This window comes from Streptomyces sp. NPDC002643, from assembly GCF_053592555.1.
On sequence record NZ_JBSFVY010000008.1, the window covers coordinates 77,384 to 100,292 of the forward strand.

Annotated in this window: 19 protein-coding genes; 14 read left to right on the forward strand and 5 right to left on the reverse strand. The window is 70.5% G+C overall.

Translation table 11 applies throughout. From position 1 onward, the window contains the following. The first annotated feature begins 44 nt into the window (after positions 1-44). A complete protein-coding gene (locus ACWD4G_RS14310; protein ID WP_451293000.1) occupies positions 45-599 on the forward strand; it encodes a GNAT family N-acetyltransferase in 555 nt (184 codons plus the stop codon). On the opposite strand, the gene ACWD4G_RS14315 is transcribed toward ACWD4G_RS14310, so the two are convergent. Beyond that, on the reverse strand, positions 560-2,170 hold the full coding sequence (locus ACWD4G_RS14315) for a helix-turn-helix domain-containing protein (protein ID WP_451293001.1): 1,611 nt from the start codon (positions 2,168-2,170) through the stop codon (positions 560-562). The genes ACWD4G_RS14310 and ACWD4G_RS14315 overlap by 40 nt on opposite strands. Before the next feature lie 251 nt (positions 2,171-2,421). On the opposite strand from ACWD4G_RS14315, the gene ACWD4G_RS14320 reads away from it, so the two are divergent. From ACWD4G_RS14320 to ACWD4G_RS14350, 7 genes are all read left to right on the forward strand, one after another. After that, entirely contained in the window at positions 2,422-2,871 is a 450-nt protein-coding gene (locus ACWD4G_RS14320; RefSeq protein WP_451293002.1) for an ATP-binding protein, read from the forward strand. Next, positions 2,868-3,326 carry a hypothetical protein gene (locus ACWD4G_RS14325; RefSeq protein ID WP_451293003.1) on the forward strand — a complete coding sequence of 153 codons (459 nt, stop codon included), beginning with the start codon at positions 2,868-2,870 and terminating at the stop codon, positions 3,324-3,326. Before ACWD4G_RS14320 ends, ACWD4G_RS14325 begins: the two co-directional genes overlap by 4 nt. Positions 3,327-3,355: 29 nt before the next feature. Further along, positions 3,356-4,570, forward strand: a complete 1,215-nt coding sequence (locus ACWD4G_RS14330) for a phosphotransferase (RefSeq protein ID WP_451293004.1) — start codon at positions 3,356-3,358, stop codon at positions 4,568-4,570. Beyond that, positions 4,567-5,502, forward strand: coding sequence for a lactate/malate family dehydrogenase (locus ACWD4G_RS14335; RefSeq protein WP_451293005.1), 936 nt, complete (start codon positions 4,567-4,569; stop codon positions 5,500-5,502). The genes ACWD4G_RS14330 and ACWD4G_RS14335 overlap by 4 nt, the downstream gene beginning before the upstream one ends. Beyond that, a complete protein-coding gene (locus ACWD4G_RS14340) occupies positions 5,499-6,629 on the forward strand; it encodes a hypothetical protein (RefSeq protein ID WP_451293006.1) in 1,131 nt (376 codons plus the stop codon). Before ACWD4G_RS14335 ends, ACWD4G_RS14340 begins: the two co-directional genes overlap by 4 nt. Before the next feature lie 145 nt (positions 6,630-6,774). Continuing rightward, a complete protein-coding gene (locus tag ACWD4G_RS14345; RefSeq protein ID WP_451293007.1) occupies positions 6,775-7,434 on the forward strand; it encodes a ThuA domain-containing protein in 660 nt (219 codons plus the stop codon). Positions 7,435-7,546: 112 nt separating this feature from the next. Continuing rightward, entirely contained in the window at positions 7,547-8,710 is a 1,164-nt protein-coding gene (locus ACWD4G_RS14350; RefSeq protein WP_451293009.1) for an FAD-dependent oxidoreductase, read from the forward strand. A gap of 72 nt (positions 8,711-8,782) precedes the next feature. On the opposite strand, the gene ACWD4G_RS14355 is transcribed toward ACWD4G_RS14350, so the two are convergent. Next, positions 8,783-10,600 carry a sulfatase gene (locus ACWD4G_RS14355; protein ID WP_451293011.1) on the reverse strand — a complete coding sequence of 606 codons (1,818 nt, stop codon included), beginning with the start codon at positions 10,598-10,600 and terminating at the stop codon, positions 8,783-8,785. 272 nt (positions 10,601-10,872) lie between these two features. Between ACWD4G_RS14355 and ACWD4G_RS14360 the strand changes: the two genes are divergently transcribed. Then, positions 10,873-11,748, forward strand: coding sequence for an alpha/beta fold hydrolase (locus ACWD4G_RS14360; RefSeq protein WP_451293013.1), 876 nt, complete (start codon positions 10,873-10,875; stop codon positions 11,746-11,748). A gap of 30 nt (positions 11,749-11,778) precedes the next feature. Here the strand turns inward: ACWD4G_RS14360 and ACWD4G_RS14365 are convergent, their stop codons facing one another. Then, a complete protein-coding gene (locus ACWD4G_RS14365; RefSeq protein WP_451293015.1) occupies positions 11,779-12,486 on the reverse strand; it encodes a hypothetical protein in 708 nt (235 codons plus the stop codon). A 201-nt stretch (positions 12,487-12,687) separates the two neighbouring features. Between ACWD4G_RS14365 and ACWD4G_RS14370 the strand changes: the two genes are divergently transcribed. Next, positions 12,688-13,089 (forward strand): VOC family protein, encoded by a 402-nt coding sequence (locus ACWD4G_RS14370; RefSeq protein ID WP_451293017.1) that lies wholly within the window; start codon positions 12,688-12,690, stop codon positions 13,087-13,089. Here the strand turns inward: ACWD4G_RS14370 and ACWD4G_RS14375 are convergent. Beyond that, entirely contained in the window at positions 13,069-13,764 is a 696-nt protein-coding gene (locus ACWD4G_RS14375; protein ID WP_451293019.1) for a DUF6597 domain-containing transcriptional factor, read from the reverse strand. The two genes, ACWD4G_RS14370 and ACWD4G_RS14375, sit on opposite strands and share 21 nt — an antisense overlap. Positions 13,765-13,854: 90 nt before the next feature. Next, a complete protein-coding gene (locus ACWD4G_RS14380; RefSeq protein WP_451293021.1) occupies positions 13,855-14,979 on the reverse strand; it encodes a YihY/virulence factor BrkB family protein in 1,125 nt (374 codons plus the stop codon). A 613-nt stretch (positions 14,980-15,592) separates the two neighbouring features. Here ACWD4G_RS14380 and ACWD4G_RS14385 point away from each other — a divergent pair. Genes ACWD4G_RS14385 through sbnB form a run of 4 tightly spaced genes read left to right on the forward strand, consistent with a single transcriptional unit; the run spans position 15,593 to position 22,900 of the window. Continuing rightward, a complete protein-coding gene (locus ACWD4G_RS14385; protein ID WP_451293023.1) occupies positions 15,593-18,100 on the forward strand; it encodes a Pls/PosA family non-ribosomal peptide synthetase in 2,508 nt (835 codons plus the stop codon). A 50-nt stretch (positions 18,101-18,150) separates the two neighbouring features. Beyond that, positions 18,151-20,706, forward strand: a complete 2,556-nt coding sequence (locus ACWD4G_RS14390) for a non-ribosomal peptide synthetase (RefSeq protein ID WP_451293432.1) — start codon at positions 18,151-18,153, stop codon at positions 20,704-20,706. After that, the gene (locus ACWD4G_RS14395) at positions 20,703-21,857 is read left to right on the forward strand and encodes a TauD/TfdA family dioxygenase (RefSeq protein WP_451293025.1); all 1,155 of its coding nucleotides are present in this window, start codon (positions 20,703-20,705) and stop codon (positions 21,855-21,857) included. The genes ACWD4G_RS14390 and ACWD4G_RS14395 overlap by 4 nt, the downstream gene beginning before the upstream one ends. After that, the gene (gene sbnB / locus ACWD4G_RS14400) at positions 21,854-22,900 is read left to right on the forward strand and encodes a 2,3-diaminopropionate biosynthesis protein SbnB (protein WP_451293027.1); all 1,047 of its coding nucleotides are present in this window, start codon (positions 21,854-21,856) and stop codon (positions 22,898-22,900) included. Before ACWD4G_RS14395 ends, sbnB begins: the two co-directional genes overlap by 4 nt. The last annotated feature ends 9 nt before the right edge of the window (positions 22,901-22,909 follow it).

Consider the following 22,909-nt stretch of genomic DNA (forward strand, 5'->3'; position numbering starts at 1 on the left):
CCTGTCCTGTCCCCCCGAGGTCGGTGCGCCCTAGTCTTGGTGCCATGGCGATCAATGACGCGGTCCTGGCGTGTCACGACGGTGCGGAAGTCGCCGGGATGCTGGAGGAGTTGTGTGACGTGTACGCGGATGCGTACGGCGTCGAGCGGGGTGAGGGGAAGACGGCCGCGTTTCGCCGCCGGGCGGAGAAGCAGTTCTCGCGCCCCGGCTTCGCCCTGGTGGCGGCGCGCGACCGGGGCCGTCTGATCGGCTTCGTCTTCGGCTACCTCCTTCCGGCCGGGGATACGCACTGGTGGGGTGGGGTGCAGCCGAAGCCGTCAGCGGAGTTTCTGGCGGAGACCGGGTCGCGGACGTGGGTGCTGTCGGAAATCGAGGTACGGCGGGAGTGGCAGGGCAAGGGGATGGGCCGGGCACTGCATGACGCGGTGCTCGGTGCGCGAGACGCGGAGCGGGCCACGCTGGCGACGGGCCCGGATGCTCCGGCCCAGGCGATATACGAGTCCTGGGGGTGGCGGCGGGTGGGCCGGATTCCCGGAGACGAGGGCGACTATTACTCTGCCTACGACTTGTTCGTGCTGCCGCTGCCGGTCAGCCGGTAGTGGGCGAGCAGGTCGTCGAGCTTGCGGACGGCCCGGGTCCGCTGCCAGGGGGTAAGGGCAGTGCGAAGACCGGCGATGCGCTCGGTGATGCGCGGGGAGCGGTTGACGCCGGAGATGCGGGCGATGTCGCCGACGATGGCGCTGGCCTCGGCAATGTCGCCGTGCTGAAGGTGGGCCTGGCTCTGCATCGCGAGGGTGTGCGCGTAGTTGTGCACGTTGGTCGGGTCAATCATCGGAAGAGAGGTGCGGGCGGCGGCCAGCGCCTTCTCGGGGGCGCCGAGGACGAGGGCGCATTCCGCCTTGGTGCCCCAGTAGAACGACTCGTCGTAGAAGTACCACCAGGAGGCGAGCGGGAGCCCGGCGGCCATGTCGCGTACGGCGTCGTGTTCCTGTGCGAGGGCGCGGTGGGCCTTGTCGTGCTGCTGGGCGGCGGCGAAGGCGCGTGCGGCGACATCGGCGGCGTAGCCGCGGGCGGCCGGGCTGTCGGTCTGGGCGGCCCAGGCCTGGGCGGCGATGGCGTGGTCGATGCCTACGCGGGGCTTGCTCTGCCAGGTGGCCAGCTGGCTCATGGTGCACAGGACGTAAGTGACGAGTTCCGTGTTCTCGGCGTCGTGGGCGGCGGTGCGGGCGTCGTCGTAGTAGTACTGGGCGGCCCGGTAGTCGCCGAGGTTGTACAGCTGCCAGCCGGCCATCTGGCTGAGCTCGGCGTACACGGTCAGTACACGGGGGCGGAGGGCTTCGCGGGCGCCGGGGAGGAAGCCGGCGACGACCTGTCGCTGGGCGAGAACGGTCTGAAGAGCGATCTGCGGGCCGAGGACATCGCCCTGGCGGCGATAGTGCTGGAGAACGCGTTCGGCATGGGCGATGGTGGCCAGGTCCAAGCGACGCGGGTCATCGAGGACGGCTGCGATGCGATCGCGTTCGTCGGCGTCGGCGATGTCGAGGAGCGGAGCTGCGGCGGCCACGGTGAGCGCCGTGCTGATCTTCAGCAGAAGCTCGCGGCGGTCGAGCCCGGGGTTGGCCTGCTGAACCCACATGATCAATGCCTGTGCCAGTTCGTCGAAACGGAGGTCGTGCAGCCGGTGGACCAGGGTGCTGGCCAACTGTGAGGTGAGCAAGAGCGGTTCGGCGGCCAGGGCGTCCGGGAAGACGGCCTCGGCTGTCGATACGGCCGGCGAGCCGGGTGCGCGGTCCCCGGGAATCGGCAGTGCCTCTGACGACACGTGCCCGTAGTGGGGAAGGTCGGCCAGCAGGTCCGCCACGGAACATTCGTAGAGCTGGGCGAGCCGGTCCAAGGTGTCGAGCGATGGAGCATGTCCGGTGCTGGCGGGCCACAGCTCCCAGGTGGAGATGTTCTTGAAGGTCTTGGGGTCGTCCGGCCAGCGCCGGTTCCAACTTTCGGCGACTTCGCGCTGGCTGAGGCCGCGAGCCAGCCGGGGCGCTGCGCGGGCGTTGACCCGGTAGCGGTGCCGGATGGCGATCGCCACCTCGGTCCAGCTCTTGCCCGCCGCGCGCAGTTCCATGGCGAACTGTGATTGTTCCTGCCTGCGGCTGCGGGGTTGCGCTGTCACTGAGGCACCTCTCGGTCGTGCGGTGGATCACGCTCTCATCAGCACGGTAGCTGGTGGCGAGGTGCGTCAACATGCCTGCGTTCTTTCCCGGTTGAACCGGGAGATCATGGCCGTCACTTGGTGGTTCGGCGGGATGGTCCGGGCTGCCGGGATGGCGCGACCCTGGGACCCCGCTTCATCGGCGAACTTGTTCCATCGGTTCGTGTGGTGTCGCTCGTTCCTGCTGCCGCGCCTCGGGGTGATGCACCGCCATGCACCTGACTACCCGCTCTGATTCGGCCCTGACACGGGCTGGTTCCCCCGCCGCATCGGCTCCAGCACTTTCGATAACGATCACTGAGGACAAGGCGCTGGTCGCCGAGGTGCGCCGCTCCGTACGGGAAGCGTTGATGACCTGGAACGCAGGCGAGATCGCTGACGACATGTCGGTGGTGACGTCCGAGTTGGTCTCCAATGCCCTCAGCCATGCCGAGGGGAAGGTCTCCGTTCGGCTGTGGGTCGATGAGGGGCAGGCGCTGCTGGAGGTCGATGACGGCTCCACGCTGTGGCATGCACCACGCCCGGTCCGCAGGGAAGCCGAATCGGGTCGAGGCTTGCTGTTGGTGGCGGCCCTGGCCTCAAACTGGGGCTGGAGACTGCGAGGGCGGAGCGGAAAGACCGTGTGGGCATCGCTCGCACTGCCCGCTGGACGTCGGGCATGAGGGCGACGTCCAACCGCGACGAACCGGTGACCGCTGTGGGCACACAGGCAGGGTTCTGGTGCGAATGTCTGCTGGCCCGCACAGAGTCGAACAGCACAGTACTTGTCGGCTCCTTCGATGCCCCCACTGCTCGCGACGCCGTCCGCTGGATTCGCATCGCCGTGCGCATGTTGGTCTCCTTGGCCGATGAGGTCGAGGCCGAGCCGGTCCACGAGTGGCTGCTGTTCGGTTCGCGTCCCACCGCTGCCGCGCTGGAGTGCGGCAAGCCTTTCGCCGTCACTCTGCGGCACGAGCAAGTGCAACTGACCTGGAGTGCGCGGCCCGTGCGGTTCCTGCCACTGGCCCACCGCTTTGGCCATGCGCTGCCGTCATGCGCCTTGGAGTGGGCCCAGCCCGCAGCGTTGCGGGCAGCCCTGACGGCTTCAGAGAACACCGCCCCGTCCGCAAGCCGCTGAGCGGCCCTCCTGATACGAAGGAGCGATTCGTGAGCACAGCCGCAGTACATACGTCGCCAGGACCCGTCCCGGGAGTGGACGAGGTCTTCGCCTACGCCCGCGACGCGATCGGCTCGGCCGCTGCCGAGCTGTGGGCCGGCGCCCACATGGAGCCGACCGCGCACGTCCCGAGCATCACCGGCTACGTGCAGCGCGTCCGCGTGGACGGGCGGGAGTTGTACGCCAAGTACTCGTTGCTGGGGATGTCTCTGGTGTCCGTTCTGCGCGGCGTTGCCGGTGACTGGGGCGCTGTGCGGCACGCTCAGGCTCTGTACGTGCGGCGACCGGACGCACTGCCTGTGCGGGAGGCGGCGCAGCTGCGGCTGCTGGCCGACCTGGGGCGGCCTCGGGTGTGCGAGGTCGCCGGGCTGGCTCGCGGAGTGCTGTTCACCACGCCCGTAGCCGGACCGAATCTGGCCGCTCTGCTGTTTCGGGACCCGGCGAGCACGGCCGCATTGTTCGAGTCTGTCTTCACCGACCTGCACCGGCTGCACCACTCGCACACCACACAGCGGCTCGAACCCATGGGGATGATTTCCGAGCGGAGTGTGACGGCCACGTTCCAGCGGAAGTTCAATGGCATCAGTGGCCAGACCTATCTGAGCCGTCTCGGTGCCGAGCGGTGCACCGAGGCCGAACGGGCCGATGTGGTCGCGCTGCTGCGGGCGGTCGTCGCCCGGTTGCATCGGACGCGTCCGCTGACACTCGTGCCGGGCCATGCCGTGCTCACATACGGCGATCTCAAGCCAGAGCACCTGGTGTTCCCCGACGGACCTGACGGACGGCCGGTCCTGATCGACCCCGGGCTGCTGCGGGCCAGTGCCTCGGTTGACGCCGCCAAGCTGACCAGCCGCACCGTGCTCCTGCTCGCCACCGCCCGCCCCGGCATCGCTGCCGTCGAGCAGATCGTGCACGGGCTCGAAGCGTTCGCCGAGCGACGGATGCGGCCGATGGCGCCCAAGGGGGCCCGCTTGTGGCTGCGCGAGCTGCTGATCGTATGGTTGATGGACACCGTCAACATCCTCGCGACGTTCCTGTCCGCCCCGGCAGCGCTGCCGCTGCCGGCGTGGGGGCGATCACTGGCCGAGCGGGCCGTGGCGGTGTGCGTCATGGCCGACCGCGTCAGCACCGCTCTGGGCAGTGGGCTGGACGTGCGCAGCGTGTGGGACACCGCGCTGGCCCAGGCCAAGGAGTTGGCCGAATGACTCGGCCCGCCACCGTGGACGCGATCGGTCTGGTCGGGGCCGGGGCAGTCGGTCAGGCCGTGGCCACCGCGCTGTGCACGACCGGGTTCTGTCGCCGCCTGGTCATCGCCGGCCGTACCGCGGAGCAGGCCACCGCCCTGGCTGCCGATATCGACGACATGCGACAGGCCACGAACTCGACGCTCCGCCCCTACCCGAGCCATGTGGCCCATCTTGTCGACTGCCGTGCGGTGGTTGTCGCTGTGCGGGCGTCCTTCGACAACACCCGCCGCACCGACGTCCGTATGGGTGGCACGCTCGCGAACGCGCCCATCATCGGTCGGCTGGCCACCGCGCTGCGCGGCTACTCGGGCACCGTACTGATGGTGACCAACCCGGTCGACCTGATGACCCGGCTGTTCGCCGAACTCTCCGGCTGCGAGCAGGTGTTCGGCATCGGCTCGAACCTGGACAGCGCTCGCTACCGAGCCTCCCTCGCACGGCACCTCCAAGTCCCGGCCGGCACGGTGACCGGACACGTGATCGGCGAGCACGGCGACGCCGCCGTGGTGTGCGCGTCTTCGACGACCGTCAACGGCCGGCACGTCCCACTACCGCTCAAGCAACTCCGCGACGAGCTTGCCGCCCGGGCCGGGCAGATCAGCTCCGGCATCGGCCGCACCCGCTCCGGGCCCGCCGGTGCCGTGCTCTCCGCCCTGCGCAAGACGCTCGCTGTGGACGACGGAATCGAGGAGCTGTCCGCTCCGTACGGGGGCGGCTGGTTGGGAATTCCGTTGCGCTTCACCCAGGGACGGCCCGTAGCGTGCCTGCCCTCCCTCGACGCGGCCGAACAACGACAGTTCACGGCGGCCGACATCAAGCTCCGCAACGCCTACCAGGCCTTGCGGTCTCTGCCCGAGCTGGAATCTCCCGCCGACGAAAGGACTTCATGAACACCCTCACCGCCACGCGGCTGCTCGCCGCCGACGTCAACATCACGATGGTCGGCAACACCCCTGCGGTCACCGACTACGCGCGCCGCTACTTCGGCCCCTGGTGGAACGCCTTCGAGGTACCGCCGGAGAGTGTGTGCGCCGCCCCGGTGGTCTTCGCCGACGTCGACGCCGGCCAGTACGCCGCGCTCCAGGCTCTGGTAAATGCCTGCCCCCACGAGGAGACCACATACGCCAAGGCGGCCACACTGGTGGCCCGCGACGCCGAGGGCACCGTCACCGCTGTGAGCCCCACCCAGAAACTGGCCTACCGGCACGAGCCCGCCACCGGTCGGCTGTCCGTGGTCGGTACCCGGAGCGAGCCGGTGGCTCTGGCCGCCGCGCGGATCGCCCGCGACGCCATGCGCGGCATGCTGCTGCGGGACGGCTGGACGCTGCTGCACGCCTCCGCCGTGACCGACAACTGCCGTACCGTACTCACCTTCGGCCAGAAGGGCGCCGGCAAGACCACCACCGCCCTCGCCCTGGCAAATCTGGGCTGGCGACTACTGGCCAACGACCGGATCTTCGTCCGGCCGGACGAAGCCGGGCGGCTGGACGTCCTGCCCTGGCCATCGGCGGCCGCGATCGGCCTCGGCCTGCTTGACGCGCTGGGCTGGTACGACGTCGTCCGCGAGCGCCTCCGAGCCGGAGAGTCCCTGCACCCCACCCAGCACCCCCAGGTCACCGACGCCGTTCTGGCCGGGCGGCGAGAACCGCTGTGGGAGCCCGGCGGCAAGCGTGAGCGCAAGGCTCAGGTCTACCCCGACCAGTTCGCCGACTGGTTCGGCCTGAAGCTGGCCACAAGCGGCCTCGCCCAAGCCGTACTGTTCCCGCGTATCCAGTACGACACCGCCCCGGCCGTCGAGGACTGCCACCGCACGTTCGGCGACGCCGACTTCATGCACGGCGCGACCGAGGACCGCTACCTCGACATCCTCGGCCTCGCGCCGTCCGGGGGCGGCGGCAGCGGCAACGCCCGTCAGACCGTCACCGACCGCCTCACCAAGCTCCGCCGGCACACCGTGGTCCTCGGCCACGATCTTGCGGCCAATGCCGCCTTCCTCCACCAGTTGCTCAGCGAGTAACCCCAGGGCGTGGTCCGCCAAGGCCGACTGTCCGGGCGGACCACGGCGGCGTCACTGCGGCTGCTCAGGGTGTCCCGGCCCCATCCGTCCCTCGCGAAACTTTCGGTCCTTGGGGCCAGGCGGGACTCGAACATAGGCTCGTATCATGTCACTCACGTCCAACCCCCGCATCCTCGTGTACTCCCGTACGACCGGCTACCGTCACGACTCCATCCCGGCCGGCGTCGCCGCCGTGCGCACGCTCGGCTTCGACGTCGATGCCTCCGAGGACCCGGCGGTCTTCGAGGGTCCGCTCGACGCGTACGCGGCGGTCGTGTTCCTGTCCACCAGCGGGGAAGTGCTCACCGGCGCCGGGCGGGAGCGGCTGCGGGTGTATGTGGAGGAGGGTGGCGGTTTCGCGGGGGTGCACGCGGCGGCCTGTACCGAGTACGAATGGCCTTACTACGGCGAGCTGTTGGGCGCGCGGTTCGCCCGGCACCCCGAGTACCAGCCCGGCAAGGCGCTCGTCGAGGACCGGGAGCATCCGGCGACGCGGCATCTGCCGCCCGTGTGGGAGTTCACCGACGAGTGGTACGACTTCCGCGCCAACCCCCGAGGAGCGGTCCAAGTTCTGGCGTGCGCGGACGAATCGTCGTACGAGGGCGGGGAGATGGGTGAGGACCATCCCTTGGTGTGGTGCAGGGAGCAGGGTGCCGGGCGGGTGTTCTACACCGCGCTCGGGCACGCGGCCGAGGCGTACGAGGACCCGGACTTCCTGGCGCATCTGCGCGGCGGGATCGCCTGGGTGGCGCGCGAAGGTCTCTGAGGTCGTCGGCGGATCGTGAAAGCATCGGCGGTGGCGGGGAGTTGACCTCGCCGTGGTGTGGTGTGGAACGGTCCATGTCGGGTGCGGACGAGACGAGTGGAGTGCGGGGCACATGACGCGAGTACTGGTCATCGGCGGCGGAATCGCGGGGTCGGCGTCGGCGCTGGCGCTGCACAAGGCGGGGTTCGATGTCGAGGTGTACGAGGCTCATCCGGACACCGCCGAAGACGTCGGGGCGTTTCTGACGCTGGCGAGCAACGGGATGCGGGCCCTCGGGCAGATCGACGCCACGGCCGCGGTCACCGCGATCGGGTTCCCGCTGACATCGATCAGGGTCCTGGACGCCGACGGCACCGAGGCGGCCCGCGCGCCGATGGGCGAGGCCCACGACCCGCTGCTGAACTTCCGCTGTCTGCGCCGGGGCGAACTCAACGCGGCGCTCCAGGCGGAGGCCGTACGCCGAGGCATCCCCGTACGGCACGGCGCCCGGCTGACCCGGGTGGACGACCATGACGGCGACGGCGTGACCGTCCACTTCGACGGCGGCGGCACGGCATCGGGCGATCTGCTCCTCGGCGCCGACGGCCTCAACTCCACGGTCCGGCGTACGGTCGCGCCCGGCGCGGTGCCAGAGTACGCGGGCCAGCGGGTCTTCTACGGCTACACCACCGGGGTCGCTCCGGCCGGGGAGAGCGACTGTTTCACCATGGTCCGGGGCAGCGGGGCCGCCTTCGGCTTCGCGTGCTCGCCGGACGGGGAGACGTACTGGTTCGCGCGGGTCATGGGCGAGGCGCTGTCCGCGGAGGAGATCGCCGGGGGCGGGGCGGCCGACTGGCGTGAGCTGCTGCTCCCCCTCCTGCGCAAGGACGGCACTCCCGCCGCCGATATCGTCGCGGCCACGGACGGGCAGCTGATGGTCACCAACGCCACCGAGCTGCCGGTCGGCATGGTGTGGCGCTCCGGCCGTGCCCTGGTCCTCGGGGACGCCGCCCACGCCGCGTCGCCGGCCACCGGGCAGGGCGCGGCCATGGCCCTGGAGGACGCGGTCGTCCTGGCCAAGTGCCTGAGGGACCTGCCGGACCCCGACACGGCGCTCACCCGCTACGAGTCGCTTCGCCGAGCCCGGGTGGAGCACAACATCACGGCGAGCGGCGCCCTGTCGCGCGGCACCGCCGCCCAGTCCGACTCCTCGGGCCGCCCGACCGGCAAGACCCGGCCGGGCGAGGACACACTGACCGGGCTGCTGGACTGGGGGACGCCCGTCGGGGAGGGGTGACACGGCCCTGCGTACGACTGGCGGACGGCATCGGCTGCTCCCCTGCCGGTACCGCTCAGCCACCGCCCCCGGCTACGGCGTACCGCCCGGCTGCCCCGTGCCCTCCGGGCCGAACGCCGTCATGAAGCGGTCGCGGAACTTGTCCATGCGCCAGACCGGGGTGTCATCGGCGGGCTGGAGACCGTCCGCCCACCCCCAGTCGGCGATCCTGTCGAAGACCTCGGGGTCCTGGGCGACGATCGAGACCGGTACGTCGTGGACGGGGTCGTCGCCGGTGACCGTCTTGTTGGGCTGGTGGTCGCCGAGGAAGATCAGCACGGTGTCCTTCTTCTTGCCGTACTTCGCCATGAAGTCGACGAGGCTGGTCACCGAGTACTCGATGGACTTGCGGTACTCGTCCCTGACGTCCAAGGGGTTCTCCCAGACCTCCTTGGGGTCCTTGCCCTCGGCCTTCTGGAGGTCGTGGTAGACCGTGCCGTCGCCGATCTCGTCCTCGGGAATCGTGCTGGGGATCGGCGCCCAGGGGTTGTGGCTGGAGGTCAGGATGATCTCCGCCATCATCGGCCCCCGGTCCGCCTTGCCGTGCTCCAACTCCTCGAAGGCCTTGAGGGTGTACTGGTCGGGCATGGTGGACCAGCTGAACTTCGGGCCCTGGTAGCCGAGTTCGTCGGAGTCGTAGATGTGGTCCAGGCCGAAGTACTTGCCCTCCGGCCAGGCCATCTGCGTCCCCGGCACGATGCCGACCGTGCGCCAGGCCCCGGTACGGCGGAACGCCTCGGTGAGGGTGAGCCGGTCGCCGGCGACGAGATGGGCGTACCGCGACTGGTTCTTGATCCACAGCCCGGACAGGAATGTGGAGTGCCCGAGCCAGCTGCCGGCGCCGGTGATGGGCGAGCGCAGCCAACCGCTCTTCGCCGTGAACCCCGCCTCCTCCAACTCCGCGGTCCGCTCCGCGAGGGTCCCGCTGAGCGGCTTCCCCATCTGCGGGTCGTCGAGCGCGGAACGGCCGTAGCTCTCGATGAAGGTGATCAGTACGTCCTTGCCGCGCAGCCCGGTCAGCAGCTGGTCCGGCGGTACGTCCGCGAAGGCGTCGACGGCGGCCTGCTTCTCGAAGGCCTCCCCGTCCTTCAGGCCGTCCCGCACGGACTCGATACGGTTCTCCACGAGGGTCGCGGCGCTGCGGGAGGCGACCGGGACGCCGGCGATCTCCAGGGTCAGGGTCGAGCAGGTGATCCAGGCGGTGCCGAGAACGAGGAGCGTACGGCTCGCGAGGGGGCGGTGGCTCTCCATCAGCCGGCTGATCCGTGCGACCGCCCAGATCATCAGGACGGGCAGCGCGAGGGCCAGCGCCACGACGCCGACCGTCGCCGCCAGCGCCATCGTGCCGCCGAGCGAGTCCTTCATGAACGACTGCGCGTCGTCCAGCAGAATCCAGTCCAGCACCAGGTCGAAGGGGCGGTCGAGGGTCCAGTACGACCCGAGGTCCAGCACCTTGACGATCATCAACAGCCCGAGCAGCACACCGACGACGACCACGGCCACACGCCGCGCCCTCGGCCGCAGGACCAGCAACAGGGCCCCGACGAGAATCCCTTCCGCCGGTATCCGCAGCAGCCGCCCCACTTCGAAGTCGGTCATGTCATTGGGCATGAGCAACGCGAACACGACGAGCGCGATGGCCAGTCCGGTGGCGCTCCGGGTGAGTACGGAGGCGAGCCGGGGGTGCATGGCTCCCACATCGACCGTGGCTTCGGCCTTGGCCTCGGGCTCGGCCTCGGGCTCGGGCTCGGCCTCGGTCGCCTCCGCTGTCGGCCTCGGTGGGCCGGAGGGCTCGTCGTCGTCCGGGGCCTCGGTCGGGCCCGGAAGCTGCGGAGAGCGTATGTGCGACAACCCGAAGGTCCTTCCCTGTGGAGCAAATGCGAAGCTCGGTGCTACTGGTGCGACTGGTGTCGCTGGTGGTGCGACGAAGAGGTTCGAGGGGCGGCGGAAACGCCGGCCCACCCGTACGGCCGCCACTACGCGTACGGTCCCATGACGCCCGTCGTTCACCCGCACCAGGGTCCTTGCCACCGCTTGACCGAACCGTGGGGAATCCGTTGGCACGCCCCATAGGGTCGTACGACGAGCGGTGAACGGGTGTCGACCGTCGAATGGGGGAGCCCATGCCGGAGCCGGAGATCGAGCTGATCGAACTGTCGGACGGAGTCATCGAGTACCGGGACACCGGGGGCGAGGGGCCGGTGCTGGTGTTCGGGCACGGTGTGCCGATGGACGGGGAGCAGTGGCGGAAGGTGGTGCCGCTGTTGAAGGGGTACCGGTGTGTGCTGCCGACGCTGCCGCTCGGGGGCCATCGGCGGCCGATGCGGCCCGGCGCCGATCTGTCCCATCGTGGAGTGGCCCGGCTGCTGGGCGAGTTCGTCGAACGGCTGGGGCTGGACGATGTCACGCTCGTGCTCAATGACTGGGGCGGCGGCCAGTTCCTGGTGCTGGAGGACGAGGGGCGGCGGCGGGTCGCGCGGATGGTGCTGGTGGCCTGCGAGGCGTTCGACAACTTCCCGCCGGGACCGGCCAAGGCGATGGCGACCGTGTGCCGGGTACCGGGTGGGGTCCGGCTGTTGATGTGGCTGATGCGGGTGCCGGCGTTCCGGCACAACCGCAAGGGCTATGGCGGGATGAGTCTGCGGGGGATTCCGGACGACGTCCTGGACGCCTGGTTCGCACCGGCGACCCGCAGCAGGGCCGTCCGCCGGGACTTCGCCGCGTTCGCCACCTCGGCGCCCGGCCGGGAGACCTTGCTCGCCTGGAGCGAGGGCCTGCGCGCGTACGACCGCCCCGTACTGGTGGTCTGGGCGACCGAGGACCCGCTGATGCCGCGCGAACACGGGCCCCGCCTGGCCGGTCTCTACCCTCGGGGCCGCCTCGTGGAGATCTCCGACTCCTCCACCCTCGTCCCCGAGGACCAGCCCGAACGCCTCGCCGAGGTCATCGTCGACTTCCTGAGGGACACCGGGGCGAAGCCGGCCCGCCACAACGGCTGAGCGGCCGGGGAACACGCCCCCGGGGGCACCTCAACCCGACGCCCCCACCTCGTTGTTCGGGGCCCCGTCACCGTACCGGGGCAGATCACCGCGTTCGAGCGGTATGCCGTGGGCAGGTGACCCGACCTCGCCGTCGCCCGGTGGCGGGAACTTGCCATCGCCCGGTGGCGGGAACTTGCCGCCGGGGCCGGGCGGGAGCAGGCCGGCCAGTTCGGCGTCGGACGGGGGACGGGCGGCGAGGGCGGCGGTGCGCAGGGCCGCGCGGTCGACCATGCTGGTGACGGCGCTGATCCGGAGCACATGGCCCCGCGCCGGTACGGCGTACTCGTGCTGCCCCGCCGAGGTGCGGTACCAGGTGTCTCCGTCCCGCTCGCAGCTGACCCGCCCACCCGCGCCCTGGCCGATCGGCTGCTCCGGGCAGCTCTCGGCGGTCATGGTGCCCCGGTCGACCAGGAGCAGCAGTTGGGCGCTGTTCCGGCGGGACCAGTAGGCGGAGGAGAAGCCGTCGTCGCCGTACACGCCGATGGACTGGCGGGCGAGGACGAAGCCGGGGGCCTCGGTGACGTAGACCAGGCCGGGGGCGAAGCCCAGTCGCTCGGCGCGGGCGTGGAGTTCGGCCCGGTCGGGGGCGGCTGCCAGGGGTTCGCGGCCCGTGGCGACGACTTTCTCGGTCCCGCAGGCCGTCAACGGCAACGACAGCAATGCCAGAGGGAGCAGCATGCGCGCGGTACGGAACATGGCCACATTTTGCCGCACAGATGTTCCACAGGTGAGCCAAAGAGTCCATTCTCACGCTCGGTGGCCGCGTCGGTGCCCGCTCGCCGCCGCCTCCGCGCCCGCCGGCTGCCCGCTCGCCGCTCACGCCGGTGCCCGCCGGCCGGCCGCCCGGTGTCCGATTCCTTCAAGACCGGCCCTCCCCGCCCCTCCTACGGTGGCCGTATGACTCCACGACTCGATGCGATCGGCATGGTGGCCTCGGACATGGCCGCCTCCGTCACCTTCTACCGCCGCCTCGGCTTCGCCTTCCCGGAGGGTGCCGAGAGCCTGCCGCACGCCGAGGCCGAGCTGCCCGGCGGGTTGCGGCTGCTGCTGGACACCGAGGAGACCGTACGGTCCTTCCACCCCGCGTATGTACGGGGGAAGGGCGGCGGCGCGGGGCTGGCCCTGCTGTGCGACAGCCCGGCCGAAGTCGACTCGGTGTACGAGGAGTTGACCGCCGCCGGGTACCACGGGGAGCTGAAGCCGTGGGACGCGGTGTGGGGCCAGCGGTACGCCGTCGTACTCGACCCCGACGGCAACGGGGTCGACCTCTTCGCCCCGCTACCGTCCGCCGCCGAGTAGTTCGCCGAGCGGAAGTCCCGCCAACTCCCGTACGTCACGGGCCAGATGGGCCTGGTCGGCGTATCCGGCCCGGGTGGCGGTCTCGGCGTACGCCACGCCGTCCCGGGCCAGGGCGAGCGCCCGCCGCAGCCGCAGTACCCGGGCGAGCGTCTTGGGTCCGTACCCGAACGCGGCGAGCGATCTGCGGTGCAACTGCCGGGCGCCGAGCCCCAGTTCATCGGCGGTGGCGGCCACGGACCGTCCGGCGTCCAGCGCGAGGACGACACCGCGCAGCAAGGGGTCGGGGGGCTCGGGCAGTTCCCCCGCCCGCTCCAGAGCCACCTGTTCGAGCCCGTCGGCCGGGTCGTCCGCCGCGTTCACCCGGGCGGTGAGCCGCCGTACGAGCGGGGCCGGCCAGAGATCGTTCAGCTCCACCCGCCGGTCGCGCAGTTCGTGGGCGGGCACGCCGAGGAGGGTGGGCGCGGTGCCGGGGTAGAAGCGGACTCCGGCCCACCGGCTCGGTTCGCCCTCGGTGAGGTGCGCCCGGGTGTCGGGGCCGGCGACCAGCAGCCGTCCGTCGTGCCAGAGCAGATCCATGCATCCGTCGGGCAGGACCCGTGCCGTACCGGCGGCGCGGGACGGCGTATTGGTCCACACCACAGCCCCGGACAGCCTGGACGGCCTTTCGGCGTACATGGGAACGAGGCTACGCCTGTGGCCGCCGGGCGCATGTCGCGCTGTGCGGCAGTGGCCGCCGGGCGCATCTCGCGCTGGGCGGCGCGGCCCCTACTCCTCCCCCTTCTTCACGGGTGACCGCAGTCTCGACGTCACGTCCTCCGGGGGCAGGAAGCGGGACCAGCGCTCCGGGAACTCCGAGGGCATGTCCGGGTCCTCGGGGTCGTGGGAGCGGGCGGCGGCCGCCCGGGCGACGTACTCGGCGGCCTGTTCCTCGCGGAGGCGTTCGTTGGCGGCGCGGGCGGCGGCGGTGGCGGCGGCCGGCCAGACCCGGTCGATGGCCGCGTTGACGGCGGCGCCGACCAGCACGGCGAAGGCCGAGACCCCGATCCAGAGCAGGACGGCCACCGCCGCGGCCAACGAGCCGTAGATCGTGGCGCCTTCGATGGTGCTGGTGAGGTAGATACGGAGCAGGAAGCTGCCCAGCACCCACATGCCCAGGGCCACCAGCGCGCCGGGGACGTCCTCGACCCAGGGGGAACGGACGGGGACGGACACGTGGTACAGGGTCGTCAGGAAGACGATCGACAGCACGATCACGACCGGCCAGTACAGGACTTGGACGACCGTCGCCGACCAGGGGACGATCCGGACGACCGCGTCCGGGCCGGCGACCATCAGCGGCAGGGCGATCGAGCCGATGAGCAGGGCCACGAGGAACAGCAGGAACGCCATCAGCCGGGTCTTGACGATGCCCCGGACGCCGTCGAGACCGTACATGACGGTGATGGTGTCGATGAAGACGTTCACCGCGCGGGAGCCGGACCACAGGGCGAACAGGAACCCTATGGAGATGACATCGGGCCTGCCGCCCTTCATCACATCGTCCAGGATGGGCTGCGCGATCTGGCGGACGCCCTTGTCGGAGAGGACCGTACGGGAGGCCTCCAGGAGGTTGGCCTCCAGGCTGGCGATGGTGTCGGCGCCGGTCCAGTCGTCGACGTAGCCGAGCAGGCCGATCATGCTGAGCAGCAGCGGGGGCACGGAGAGCAGGGTGAAGAACGCCGCCTCCGCCGCGAGGCCCAGGATGCGGTACTCGATGCAGGAGTTGACGGTGTCCTTCAGGAGCAGCCAGGCGGTCCTGCGCTTGGAGACGTTCCGGTAGAGGGCACGCGCACGGTGGAGGCGCCCGTGCGGGCTCTCGGATTGTTGAGGTGACTGGCTTGCTGACTGCACGCCCTAAAGGTATCCGCCTGTGGCTGACCTCCTCACCTCCCGGTCCCGCCCACCGAGACGCCGGCCACGCGGCCCGCCCGTGCCGCAGGCTCCCCTCCGGTCGCGTCACGGGGCAGAAAGCGTGGAGAAACCCAGCAGAAATCAAAGGTGATTCCGAATCGCCTTTTCTGTCATGAACGTGCTGGCCGAATCATTCGAGGACGGAAAGCGGAACGGCCCCGCGCGCTTGCACCCGCCCTTGGGAAAGTTCCCCGCTGAAGCGGGCCAGGGGACGAGGTCCGACAGGTCGGAAGAGATCGGAAAAGGGGCGGGAAAGCGTCAATTAACCGATCTCCCTTGACCTGTTCCCGAATGTACCGAAAGAATCCGATTGCATTCTGCGGCGCCCACCTCGACCAGGACCGGACGCGGCATCCATCGGGGGATTTCACCAGGCTCCGACCAGGCCTGATCGATTCCGCCACAGCTGTCACGGCCCTCCGTCCCCGCTCTCCCTCCCTGCCCTCCCTCCCCGCCCCATCTGCCCTTCCACCCTCTTTTCTCCTGTCATTCCGCGCGCCGTCCCGTTCACCCCCGGGCGCCTTCCATCGCAATACCGTCGCGGAGAAATTCAATGACACTGCCAGTACCACGACACGTGGCGGAAAAACCGGGTGAGGTCCAGGGGGCCGAACCGGACGCGGCGGAAGCGTACACCGCCACCGAGCAACTCCTCGCCGAAGTTCTGGCCGACGTCACCCATATCGAACAAGTGCCCGTCGACGGTCATTTCTTCGAGGATCTGGGTGCCAACTCCCTTACGATGGCGCATTTCTGCGCCCGCGTCAGGAAACACCCCGATCTGCCGTCGGTGACCATTCGGGACATCTACCGCCACCCCACACTCCGGGGCCTCGCGGCGGCGCTCGCCGAGGCGCCCGCCCCGTCACCCGCGCCCCCCGTTCCGGTCGAGCCGCCCGCCCCGGGCAGCACACCCCGGTATCTCCTGTGCGGGGCGGCGCAATCGCTCCTGTTCATGGGGCACTGTCTGCTCTTCGCCTTCGCCTCCATCCGCGGCTACGAGTGGATCGCGGACGGCTCGGGAATCGTCGAGGTCTATCTGCGCTCGGCCGTCTTCGGCGGACTCGGCCTCCTCACGCTCTGCCTGCTTCCGGTGATCGCCAAATGGCTGCTCATCGGGCGCTGGAAACCCGTGGAGTTCCCGGTATGGGGACCGGCCTATCTGAGGTTCTGGCTGGTCAAAGCACTGTTGCGGACCAGCCCCATGATCCTGTTCGTCGGCAACCCGCTGTACGTGCTCTACCTCCGGGCCCTCGGCGCCCGGATCGGGCCCGGCGTGACGATCCTCAGCCGCCATGTCCCGGTCTGCACCGACCTGCTGACCATCGGCGCGGGCACACTGATCCGCAAGGACGCCTATTTCCTGGGCTACCGGCCGCGCGCCGGCCGTATCCGCACCGGCCCGGTCACCCTGGGCCGGGACGTGTTCGTCGGCGAGCACACCGTCCTCGACATCGGCACCACCCTGGGCGACGGCTCCCAGCTGGGCCACTCCTCCGCCCTGCGTACCGGCGACACGGTCCCGGCCGGCCAGAGCTGGCACGGCTCCCCCGCCAGGCGCACCCACATCGACCACCTACGCGTCGGCCCCCTCCCCTGCGGCCCGCTCCGACGGGCCGGATACGGGATCACCACCCTGCTCCAGACCTTCCTGCTGTACATACCGCTCTCCGTCGGCGGCACCTATCTGCTGCTCGCCGCCGCCCCCGAACTCGACGTCCTGCTCGACCCGGCGGCCCAGCACATCGACTCGGCCCGCTTCTACGCCGAGGCACTGGCCCTGTCCGTGGTGCTGTTCCTCGCCACGGTCGTCATCGGCGCCGTCTGTGCCCTGGGCCTGCCCCGGCTGCTGAGCCCGCTGATCAAGCCGGACCGCGTCTATCCGCTGTACGGCTTCCACTACGGGGTGCACCGGGCGATCGTCCGACTGACCAACATCAAGTTCTTCACATGGCTGTGCGGCGACAGCTCGTACATCGTCCCGTACCTCAAGGCCCTCGGATACGACCTGGGGCGGGTGGAGCAGACCGGGTCGAACTTCGGTACGGACGTCCAGCACGAGTCGCCGTATCTGTCGGCGGTCGGCAGCGGCACGATGGTCGCGGACGGGCTGTCGATGATGAACGCCGACTACTCCGGGACCTCGTTCCGGGTCTCCCGCACGGAGATCGGCGGGCACAACTTCCTCGGCAACTTCATCGCCTACCCGGTGGGCGGGCGCACCGGCGAGAACTGTCTGCTGGCGACCAAGGTGCTGGTCCCCCTCGACGGAGAGATCCGCGAAGGGGTCGGACTGCTCGGCTCACCGCCGTTCGAGATCCCGCGCTCGGTGGAACGCGACAGCCGCTTCGACCACTTGCGCGAGGGCGAGGAACTGCACCGCCGACTGACCGCGAAGAACCGCTACAACCTGCGCTCGATGGGGATCTTCCTCTTCCTGCGCTGGCTGCACACCTTCACCCTCACCGTGCTCGGCTTCGCCGCCTACGACGTCTACGGCCACTACGACGGCGTCGGCTTCCTCGCGCTCGCCGCGATCCCGCTCACCGCGATGCTCTTCACGGTGGCGTACTACGTCCTCATCGAGCGGATCATGACCCGCTTCCGGCCGCTGGAGCCGACCCTGTGCTCCATCTACGACCCGCTCTTCTGGCATCAGGAGCGCATGTGGAAGCTGCCGGACCACTATCTGGAACTCCTCAACGGCACCCCGTACAAGAGCCTGGTCTGGCGGCTGACGGGGGTGCGGATCGGGCGGCGGGTCTTCGACGACGGGGTGTACATCACCGAGCGGACGCTCACCGCGATCGGGGACGACTGCACGCTGGCCGCCGGCAGCAAGATCCAGAGCCATTCGCAGGAGGACGGCACCTACAAGTCCGACCACATCACGATCGGCGCGGGCTGCACGCTCGGCGTCGGGGCGCTCGTCCACTACGGCGTGACCATGGGCGACGGCGCCGAGCTGGCTCCCGACTCCTTCCTGATGAAGGGCGAGGAGATGCCCCCGCACGCGCGATGGGGCGGGAACCCGGCCACGGAAACCACCGGAGAACGGTGAATCGGGGGAAGACGATGGATCAGTTGGAGACGGGTGGCAGCCGTGCCCGCATGACTGCGGGCGGCGCTACCGGCAATGCGACGGGCTCCGCTGCCCGGGAGTTCTGGCGCGGGGTGCTCACCGCCGGAGGGCGGGCCTCGGTGCCGAGGTGGAGCGCCGATCCGGCGAAGGGGGTGGGTACGTACGAAGTGGCCCTGCCCGACGGGGTGTTGACCTCATCGGACAGTGCTCAGAGGCTGCTCGCGGCCCATGCGCGGGTGCTCGCCGCGCTGTCCGGGGAGCGCGAGGTCACCGTCGGCTGGTCCCGGGACGGGCGGCCGCTGCCGTGCCGGATCACGACCGCACCCGGCGAGACCTGGCACGACCTGCTGCTCCACACCCACCGGGTGACCTCGCGGGCCCTCTCCCACGCCGAGTTCCCGGTGGACGTACTGCGGCGCGAACTCGGCCTCGACGGGCCGCCCTTCGAGACGGTGCTCGACACCACCGGCACGGACGGCGACCTCGACGAGGACGTGGTCCTGCGGGTGGGAACGGTGTACGGCGACGACGGGCCCGCGCTGCGGCTGCGGTACCGCACGGAGGTCCTGGACGAGAGCGGGGCCGCCCGGATCGCCGGGTACCACGTCACCGCGCTCACCGGGCTCGCCATGGAGCCGGAGGCCGAGTACGGGCGGCAGAACCTGCTGTCCGACGACGAACTCCGCCTGCAGATCGACGGATTGGCGGGCCCGGAGCGTGAACTGCCCGACCGCCGGGTGCACGAGCTGTTCGAGCAGCGGGTCGTAGCCCACCCGGAGGCGGTCGCGGCCGTCCATGGTGACCGGGAGTGGACGTACCGGGAACTCAACTCCCGTGCCAATCAGCTCAGTCGGGCCCTGCTCGTACGCGGGCTCGGCCGTGAGGGCGTGGTCGCCGTGGTGACCGAGCGGAACCTCGACTGGATGGCCGCCGTCCTCGCGGTGTTCAAGGCGGGCGGGGTCTATCTGCCGATCGAGCCGCACTTCCCGGCCGAGCGCATCGCCCGCGCCCTCACCCGCGCCGGCTGCGAGCTGGTCCTCACCGAGGAGGGCAGCACGACCAGCCTCGACGAGGCGCTGGCTTCGTCCGAACTGAGCGGCGTGCAGCGGTTGTCGGTGGGGGACGCGTACGACGAGGCGCACGCCGACTCCGACCTCGGCATGGAGATCGGGCCGGAGCGGCTCGCCTACATCTACTTCACCTCCGGGTCGACGGGCGAGCCCAAGGGCGCGATGTGCGAGCACGCCGGCATGGTCAACCATCTCCACGCCAAGCTCGACGACCTCGACATCGGCGAGGGTGACGTCGTCGCCCAGACCGCCCCGCAGTGCTTCGACATCTCCCTGTGGCAGCTGCTGGCCGCGCCCCTGGTCGGCGGGCGGACGCTGCTGGTGGAGCAGGAGGTGATCCTCGACGTCGGCCGGTTCGTGGACCGGATCGCCGAGGGCCGGGTGAATGTGCTCCAGGTGGTGCCGTCGTATCTGGAGGCGGTCCTTGCCCACTTGGAGCAACGGCCCTGTGAACTGCGGGCGCTGCGAGGGGTGTCCGTCACCGGGGAGGCGCTGAAGCGGGAGCTGGCCGAGCGCTGGTTCGCCACCATGCCGACGATTCCGCTGGTCAACGCCTACGGTCTGACGGAGACCTCGGACGACACCAACCACGAGGTGATGCACCGGGCACCGGAGGGCGACCGGGTGCCGCTCGGCCGGCCCATCGGCAACGTCCGCGTGTACGTCGTCGACGAGCACCTCGCGCTGGTGCCGCTGGGCGCCCCCGGGGAGATCGTCTTCTCCGGGGTGTGCGTCGGCCGGGGGTACGTCAACGATCCCGAGCGGACCCGGCCGGCCTTCACCACCGACCCCTACCGGCCCGGTGAGCGGCTGTACCGCAGCGGTGACCAGGGGCGTTGGCGGCCCGACGGCAAGCTGGAGTTCCTGGGGCGCCGAGACACCCAGGTCAAGGTGCGGGGCTTCCGCATCGAGATCGGCGAGGTCGAGAACGCGCTGCTCCGGGTGGACGGTGTGCGGGACGGGGCGGTCGTGGTCGTCCACGGGGACCGGCTGGTCGCCTTCCACTCCGGGCGCCCCCTCGATGGTGAGGCGCTGCGGGAGCGGCTGGCCGTCTCGCTTCCGGAGTACATGGTGCCGTCGGTGTTCCACTGGCGCGAGAGCCTGCCGCTGACCGCCAACGGCAAGACCGACCGGCGCTCGCTCACCGCGCTGGCGGAACGACTGGACGCCGAGGAGGGCGAGTCGGGGGCCCGCCCGGTCACACCGACCGAGGAGCGGCTGGCGACCGTGTGGGCCGAGATCCTCGGCGTGCCCCGGACCCGGATCGGCCGCCACGACCACTTCTTCGACCGGGGCGGCACCTCCCTGTCCGCCGTGAAGCTCGCCATCGCCCTGGACCGGGCGGTGTCTCTGAAGGACGTGGCCGGACATCCGGTCCTGGCCGATCTGGCGGCGCTGCTCGACACGAGGGCGTCGGGGGCGGGGGCCGACGGGGCCACCGCCGGGGACGCCGGTACGGGACGAGCCACCGGCCTCGACACGCGCACGAACACCGAACGGAGGGCGTCGTCATGAGTTTCCTCAGCCGCCGCGGCTTCACCGGCCGCCGCCGGAAGGACCAGCCGACACCGGAGCAGGCCGCACCGGAGGCCGCCGCGCCGGAGGCGCGGTCGACGCCGACCGCCCCGTACGCGGAGGGTGTCGAGGTGGCCCGTGACCGGCCGCCGCTGCTGCCCGTCTCCCCCGGCACCGATCCGGTCCGCTGGGCCGCCGACCACCGCAACGCCCTGCGGGCGGTCGTCGCCGAGCACGGCGCGGTCCTCGTCCGGGGGCTCGGCCTCAGGGACGCGGACCAGGTCGGCGCGGTCTTCCGGCAGCTGACCGACGACCTGATGAGCGAGCACGAGGCCTTCGCGCCCCGCCGCGCCCACGGGGACGGCCTGTACTCCTCGACGGCCTGGCCGGCGAACCAACCGATGTGCATGCACCACGAGTTGAGCTACCGCGTGGAGTTCCCCGGCCTGCTGCTCCTCGCCTGTCTCAAGGCCCCCGAGGAGGGCGGGGCGACGGGCATCGCCGACGCCGAGGCCGTACTCGCGGCGCTGCCGCCCACGCTCGCCAAGCGATTCGAACGGGACGGCTGGCTGCTGACCCGCTCATACAACGAGGAGATCGGCGCCTCGGTCGCCGAGACCTTCGGCACCGACGACCGGACCGTCGTCGAGGCCTACTGCCGGGCCCACGCCATCGACTTCGCCTGGCAGCCCGACGGCACCCTGCGCACCCGGCAGCACCGCTCCGCCGTACTGCGCCACCCGGTGACCGGCCGCCGCTGCTGGTTCAACCAGATCGCGTTCCTCAGCGAGTGGACCATGGACCCCGAGGTCCGCGAGTACCTGGTGGAGCTGTACGGCCCTGACGGGCTGCCCTTCAACACCTGTTACGGCGACGGCCGGCCCATCGGCGAGGACGTGGTCGGGACCCTCAACGAGATCTACGAGGCCCACACGGTCCGCGAGCCCTGGCAGGCCGGTGACCTGATGCTCGTCGACAACATCCGCTGCGCCCACGACCGCGAACCCTTCGAGGGGCCGCGCGAGGTGCTGGTGGGCCTGGCCGACCCCGTACGGCTGACCGGCGATGTCGCCGAGAACTCCGGCACGGGCGGCACGAGGAACGCCAACCGGCGGGACTCCGACACGAAGGACGAGGTGAGCTTCGCATGACCGAGGTTCCGGGTTTCGCCGTGATCTCCGGCGCCCAGGTGCAGGGAGCCCTCAGGGGCCGTGAGCGGGAGATCGTCGAACTGGTCGAGTCGGCCTATCTGTTGCACGGCGCCGGGGACACGGGCGACACCGTCAACCCGCCGTCGTACTTCCTCCGCTTCCCCGACCGTCCATCCTCGCGGATCATCGCACTGCCCGCCTCGCTGGGCGGGAAGTTCCAGGTGGACGGCCTGAAGTGGATCTCCAGCTTCCCGGAGAACACGGCGAGCGGGCTGCCGCGCGCCTCCGCCGTGCTGATCCTCAACGACCATGCCACCGGCTATCCGTTCGCGTGTCTGGAGGCCTCGGTCATCAGCGCGACCCGCACGGCGGCGTCGGCGGTGCTGGCGGCGGACCGGCTGAGCGCGGGCCGGGAGCCCTCGGTGCCCCGTCCCACCCGGGTCGGCTTCATCGGCACCGGTCTGATCGCCCGCTACATCCACACCTACCTCGCGGCGACCGGCTGGTCCTTCGAGGAGGTCGGGGTGCACGATCTGTCCGCCGACAGCGCGGCCGGCTTCCAGGGCTATCTGGAACGGTCCAAAGCCGGGGGGCGCGTGACCGTGCACGACAGCGCCGAGGGGCTGATCCGGGCGAGCGACCTGGTGGTCTTCGCGACCATCGCGGGCGAACCGCATGTGCGCGAGCCCAAGTGGTTCGCGCACCACCCGCTCGTCCTGCATGTCTCGTTGCGCGATCTGGCCCCCGAGGTGCTGCTCGCGTCGGCGAACTTCGTCGACGACGTCGAGCACTGCCTCAAGGCCGCCACCTCACCGCATCTGACCGAACAGCTCACCGGCGGACGGGACTTCCTCGATGGAACGCTCCACGACGTCCTCACCGGCCGGGCGACCGTGCCCACGGACCGTCCGGTGATCTTCTCGCCCTTCGGCCTCGGGGTCCTCGACCTCGCGGTCGGCGGCTTTGTCCACGACGAGGTGGCCCGCTCGGGCGGGCTGCGGATCGTGGACGACTTCTTCCACGAACTGCGCCGCCACGGCTGACCGGCCGGA

What these genes read in the sequence shown, in the direction of transcription:
- ACWD4G_RS14310 (WP_451293000.1), top strand. Translation starts at nt 45, where the DNA reads ATGGCGATCAATGACGCGGTCCTGGCGTGTCACGACGGTGCGGAAGTC.
- ACWD4G_RS14320 (WP_451293002.1), top strand. Translation starts at nt 2,422, where the DNA reads ATGCACCTGACTACCCGCTCTGATTCGGCCCTGACACGGGCTGGTTCC.
- ACWD4G_RS14325 (WP_451293003.1), top strand. Translation starts at nt 2,868, where the DNA reads ATGAGGGCGACGTCCAACCGCGACGAACCGGTGACCGCTGTGGGCACA.
- ACWD4G_RS14335 (WP_451293005.1), top strand. Translation starts at nt 4,567, where the DNA reads ATGACTCGGCCCGCCACCGTGGACGCGATCGGTCTGGTCGGGGCCGGG.
- ACWD4G_RS14340 (WP_451293006.1), top strand. Translation starts at nt 5,499, where the DNA reads ATGAACACCCTCACCGCCACGCGGCTGCTCGCCGCCGACGTCAACATC.
- ACWD4G_RS14345 (WP_451293007.1), top strand. Translation starts at nt 6,775, where the DNA reads ATGTCACTCACGTCCAACCCCCGCATCCTCGTGTACTCCCGTACGACC.
- ACWD4G_RS14350 (WP_451293009.1), top strand. Translation starts at nt 7,547, where the DNA reads ATGACGCGAGTACTGGTCATCGGCGGCGGAATCGCGGGGTCGGCGTCG.
- ACWD4G_RS14360 (WP_451293013.1), top strand. Translation starts at nt 10,873, where the DNA reads ATGCCGGAGCCGGAGATCGAGCTGATCGAACTGTCGGACGGAGTCATC.
- ACWD4G_RS14365 (WP_451293015.1), bottom strand. Translation starts at nt 12,486, where the DNA reads ATGTTCCGTACCGCGCGCATGCTGCTCCCTCTGGCATTGCTGTCGTTG.
- ACWD4G_RS14370 (WP_451293017.1), top strand. Translation starts at nt 12,688, where the DNA reads ATGACTCCACGACTCGATGCGATCGGCATGGTGGCCTCGGACATGGCC.
- ACWD4G_RS14375 (WP_451293019.1), bottom strand. Translation starts at nt 13,764, where the DNA reads ATGTACGCCGAAAGGCCGTCCAGGCTGTCCGGGGCTGTGGTGTGGACC.
- ACWD4G_RS14385 (WP_451293023.1), top strand. Translation starts at nt 15,593, where the DNA reads ATGACACTGCCAGTACCACGACACGTGGCGGAAAAACCGGGTGAGGTC.
- ACWD4G_RS14390 (WP_451293432.1), top strand. Translation starts at nt 18,151, where the DNA reads ATGACTGCGGGCGGCGCTACCGGCAATGCGACGGGCTCCGCTGCCCGG.
- ACWD4G_RS14395 (WP_451293025.1), top strand. Translation starts at nt 20,703, where the DNA reads ATGAGTTTCCTCAGCCGCCGCGGCTTCACCGGCCGCCGCCGGAAGGAC.
- sbnB (WP_451293027.1), top strand. Translation starts at nt 21,854, where the DNA reads ATGACCGAGGTTCCGGGTTTCGCCGTGATCTCCGGCGCCCAGGTGCAG.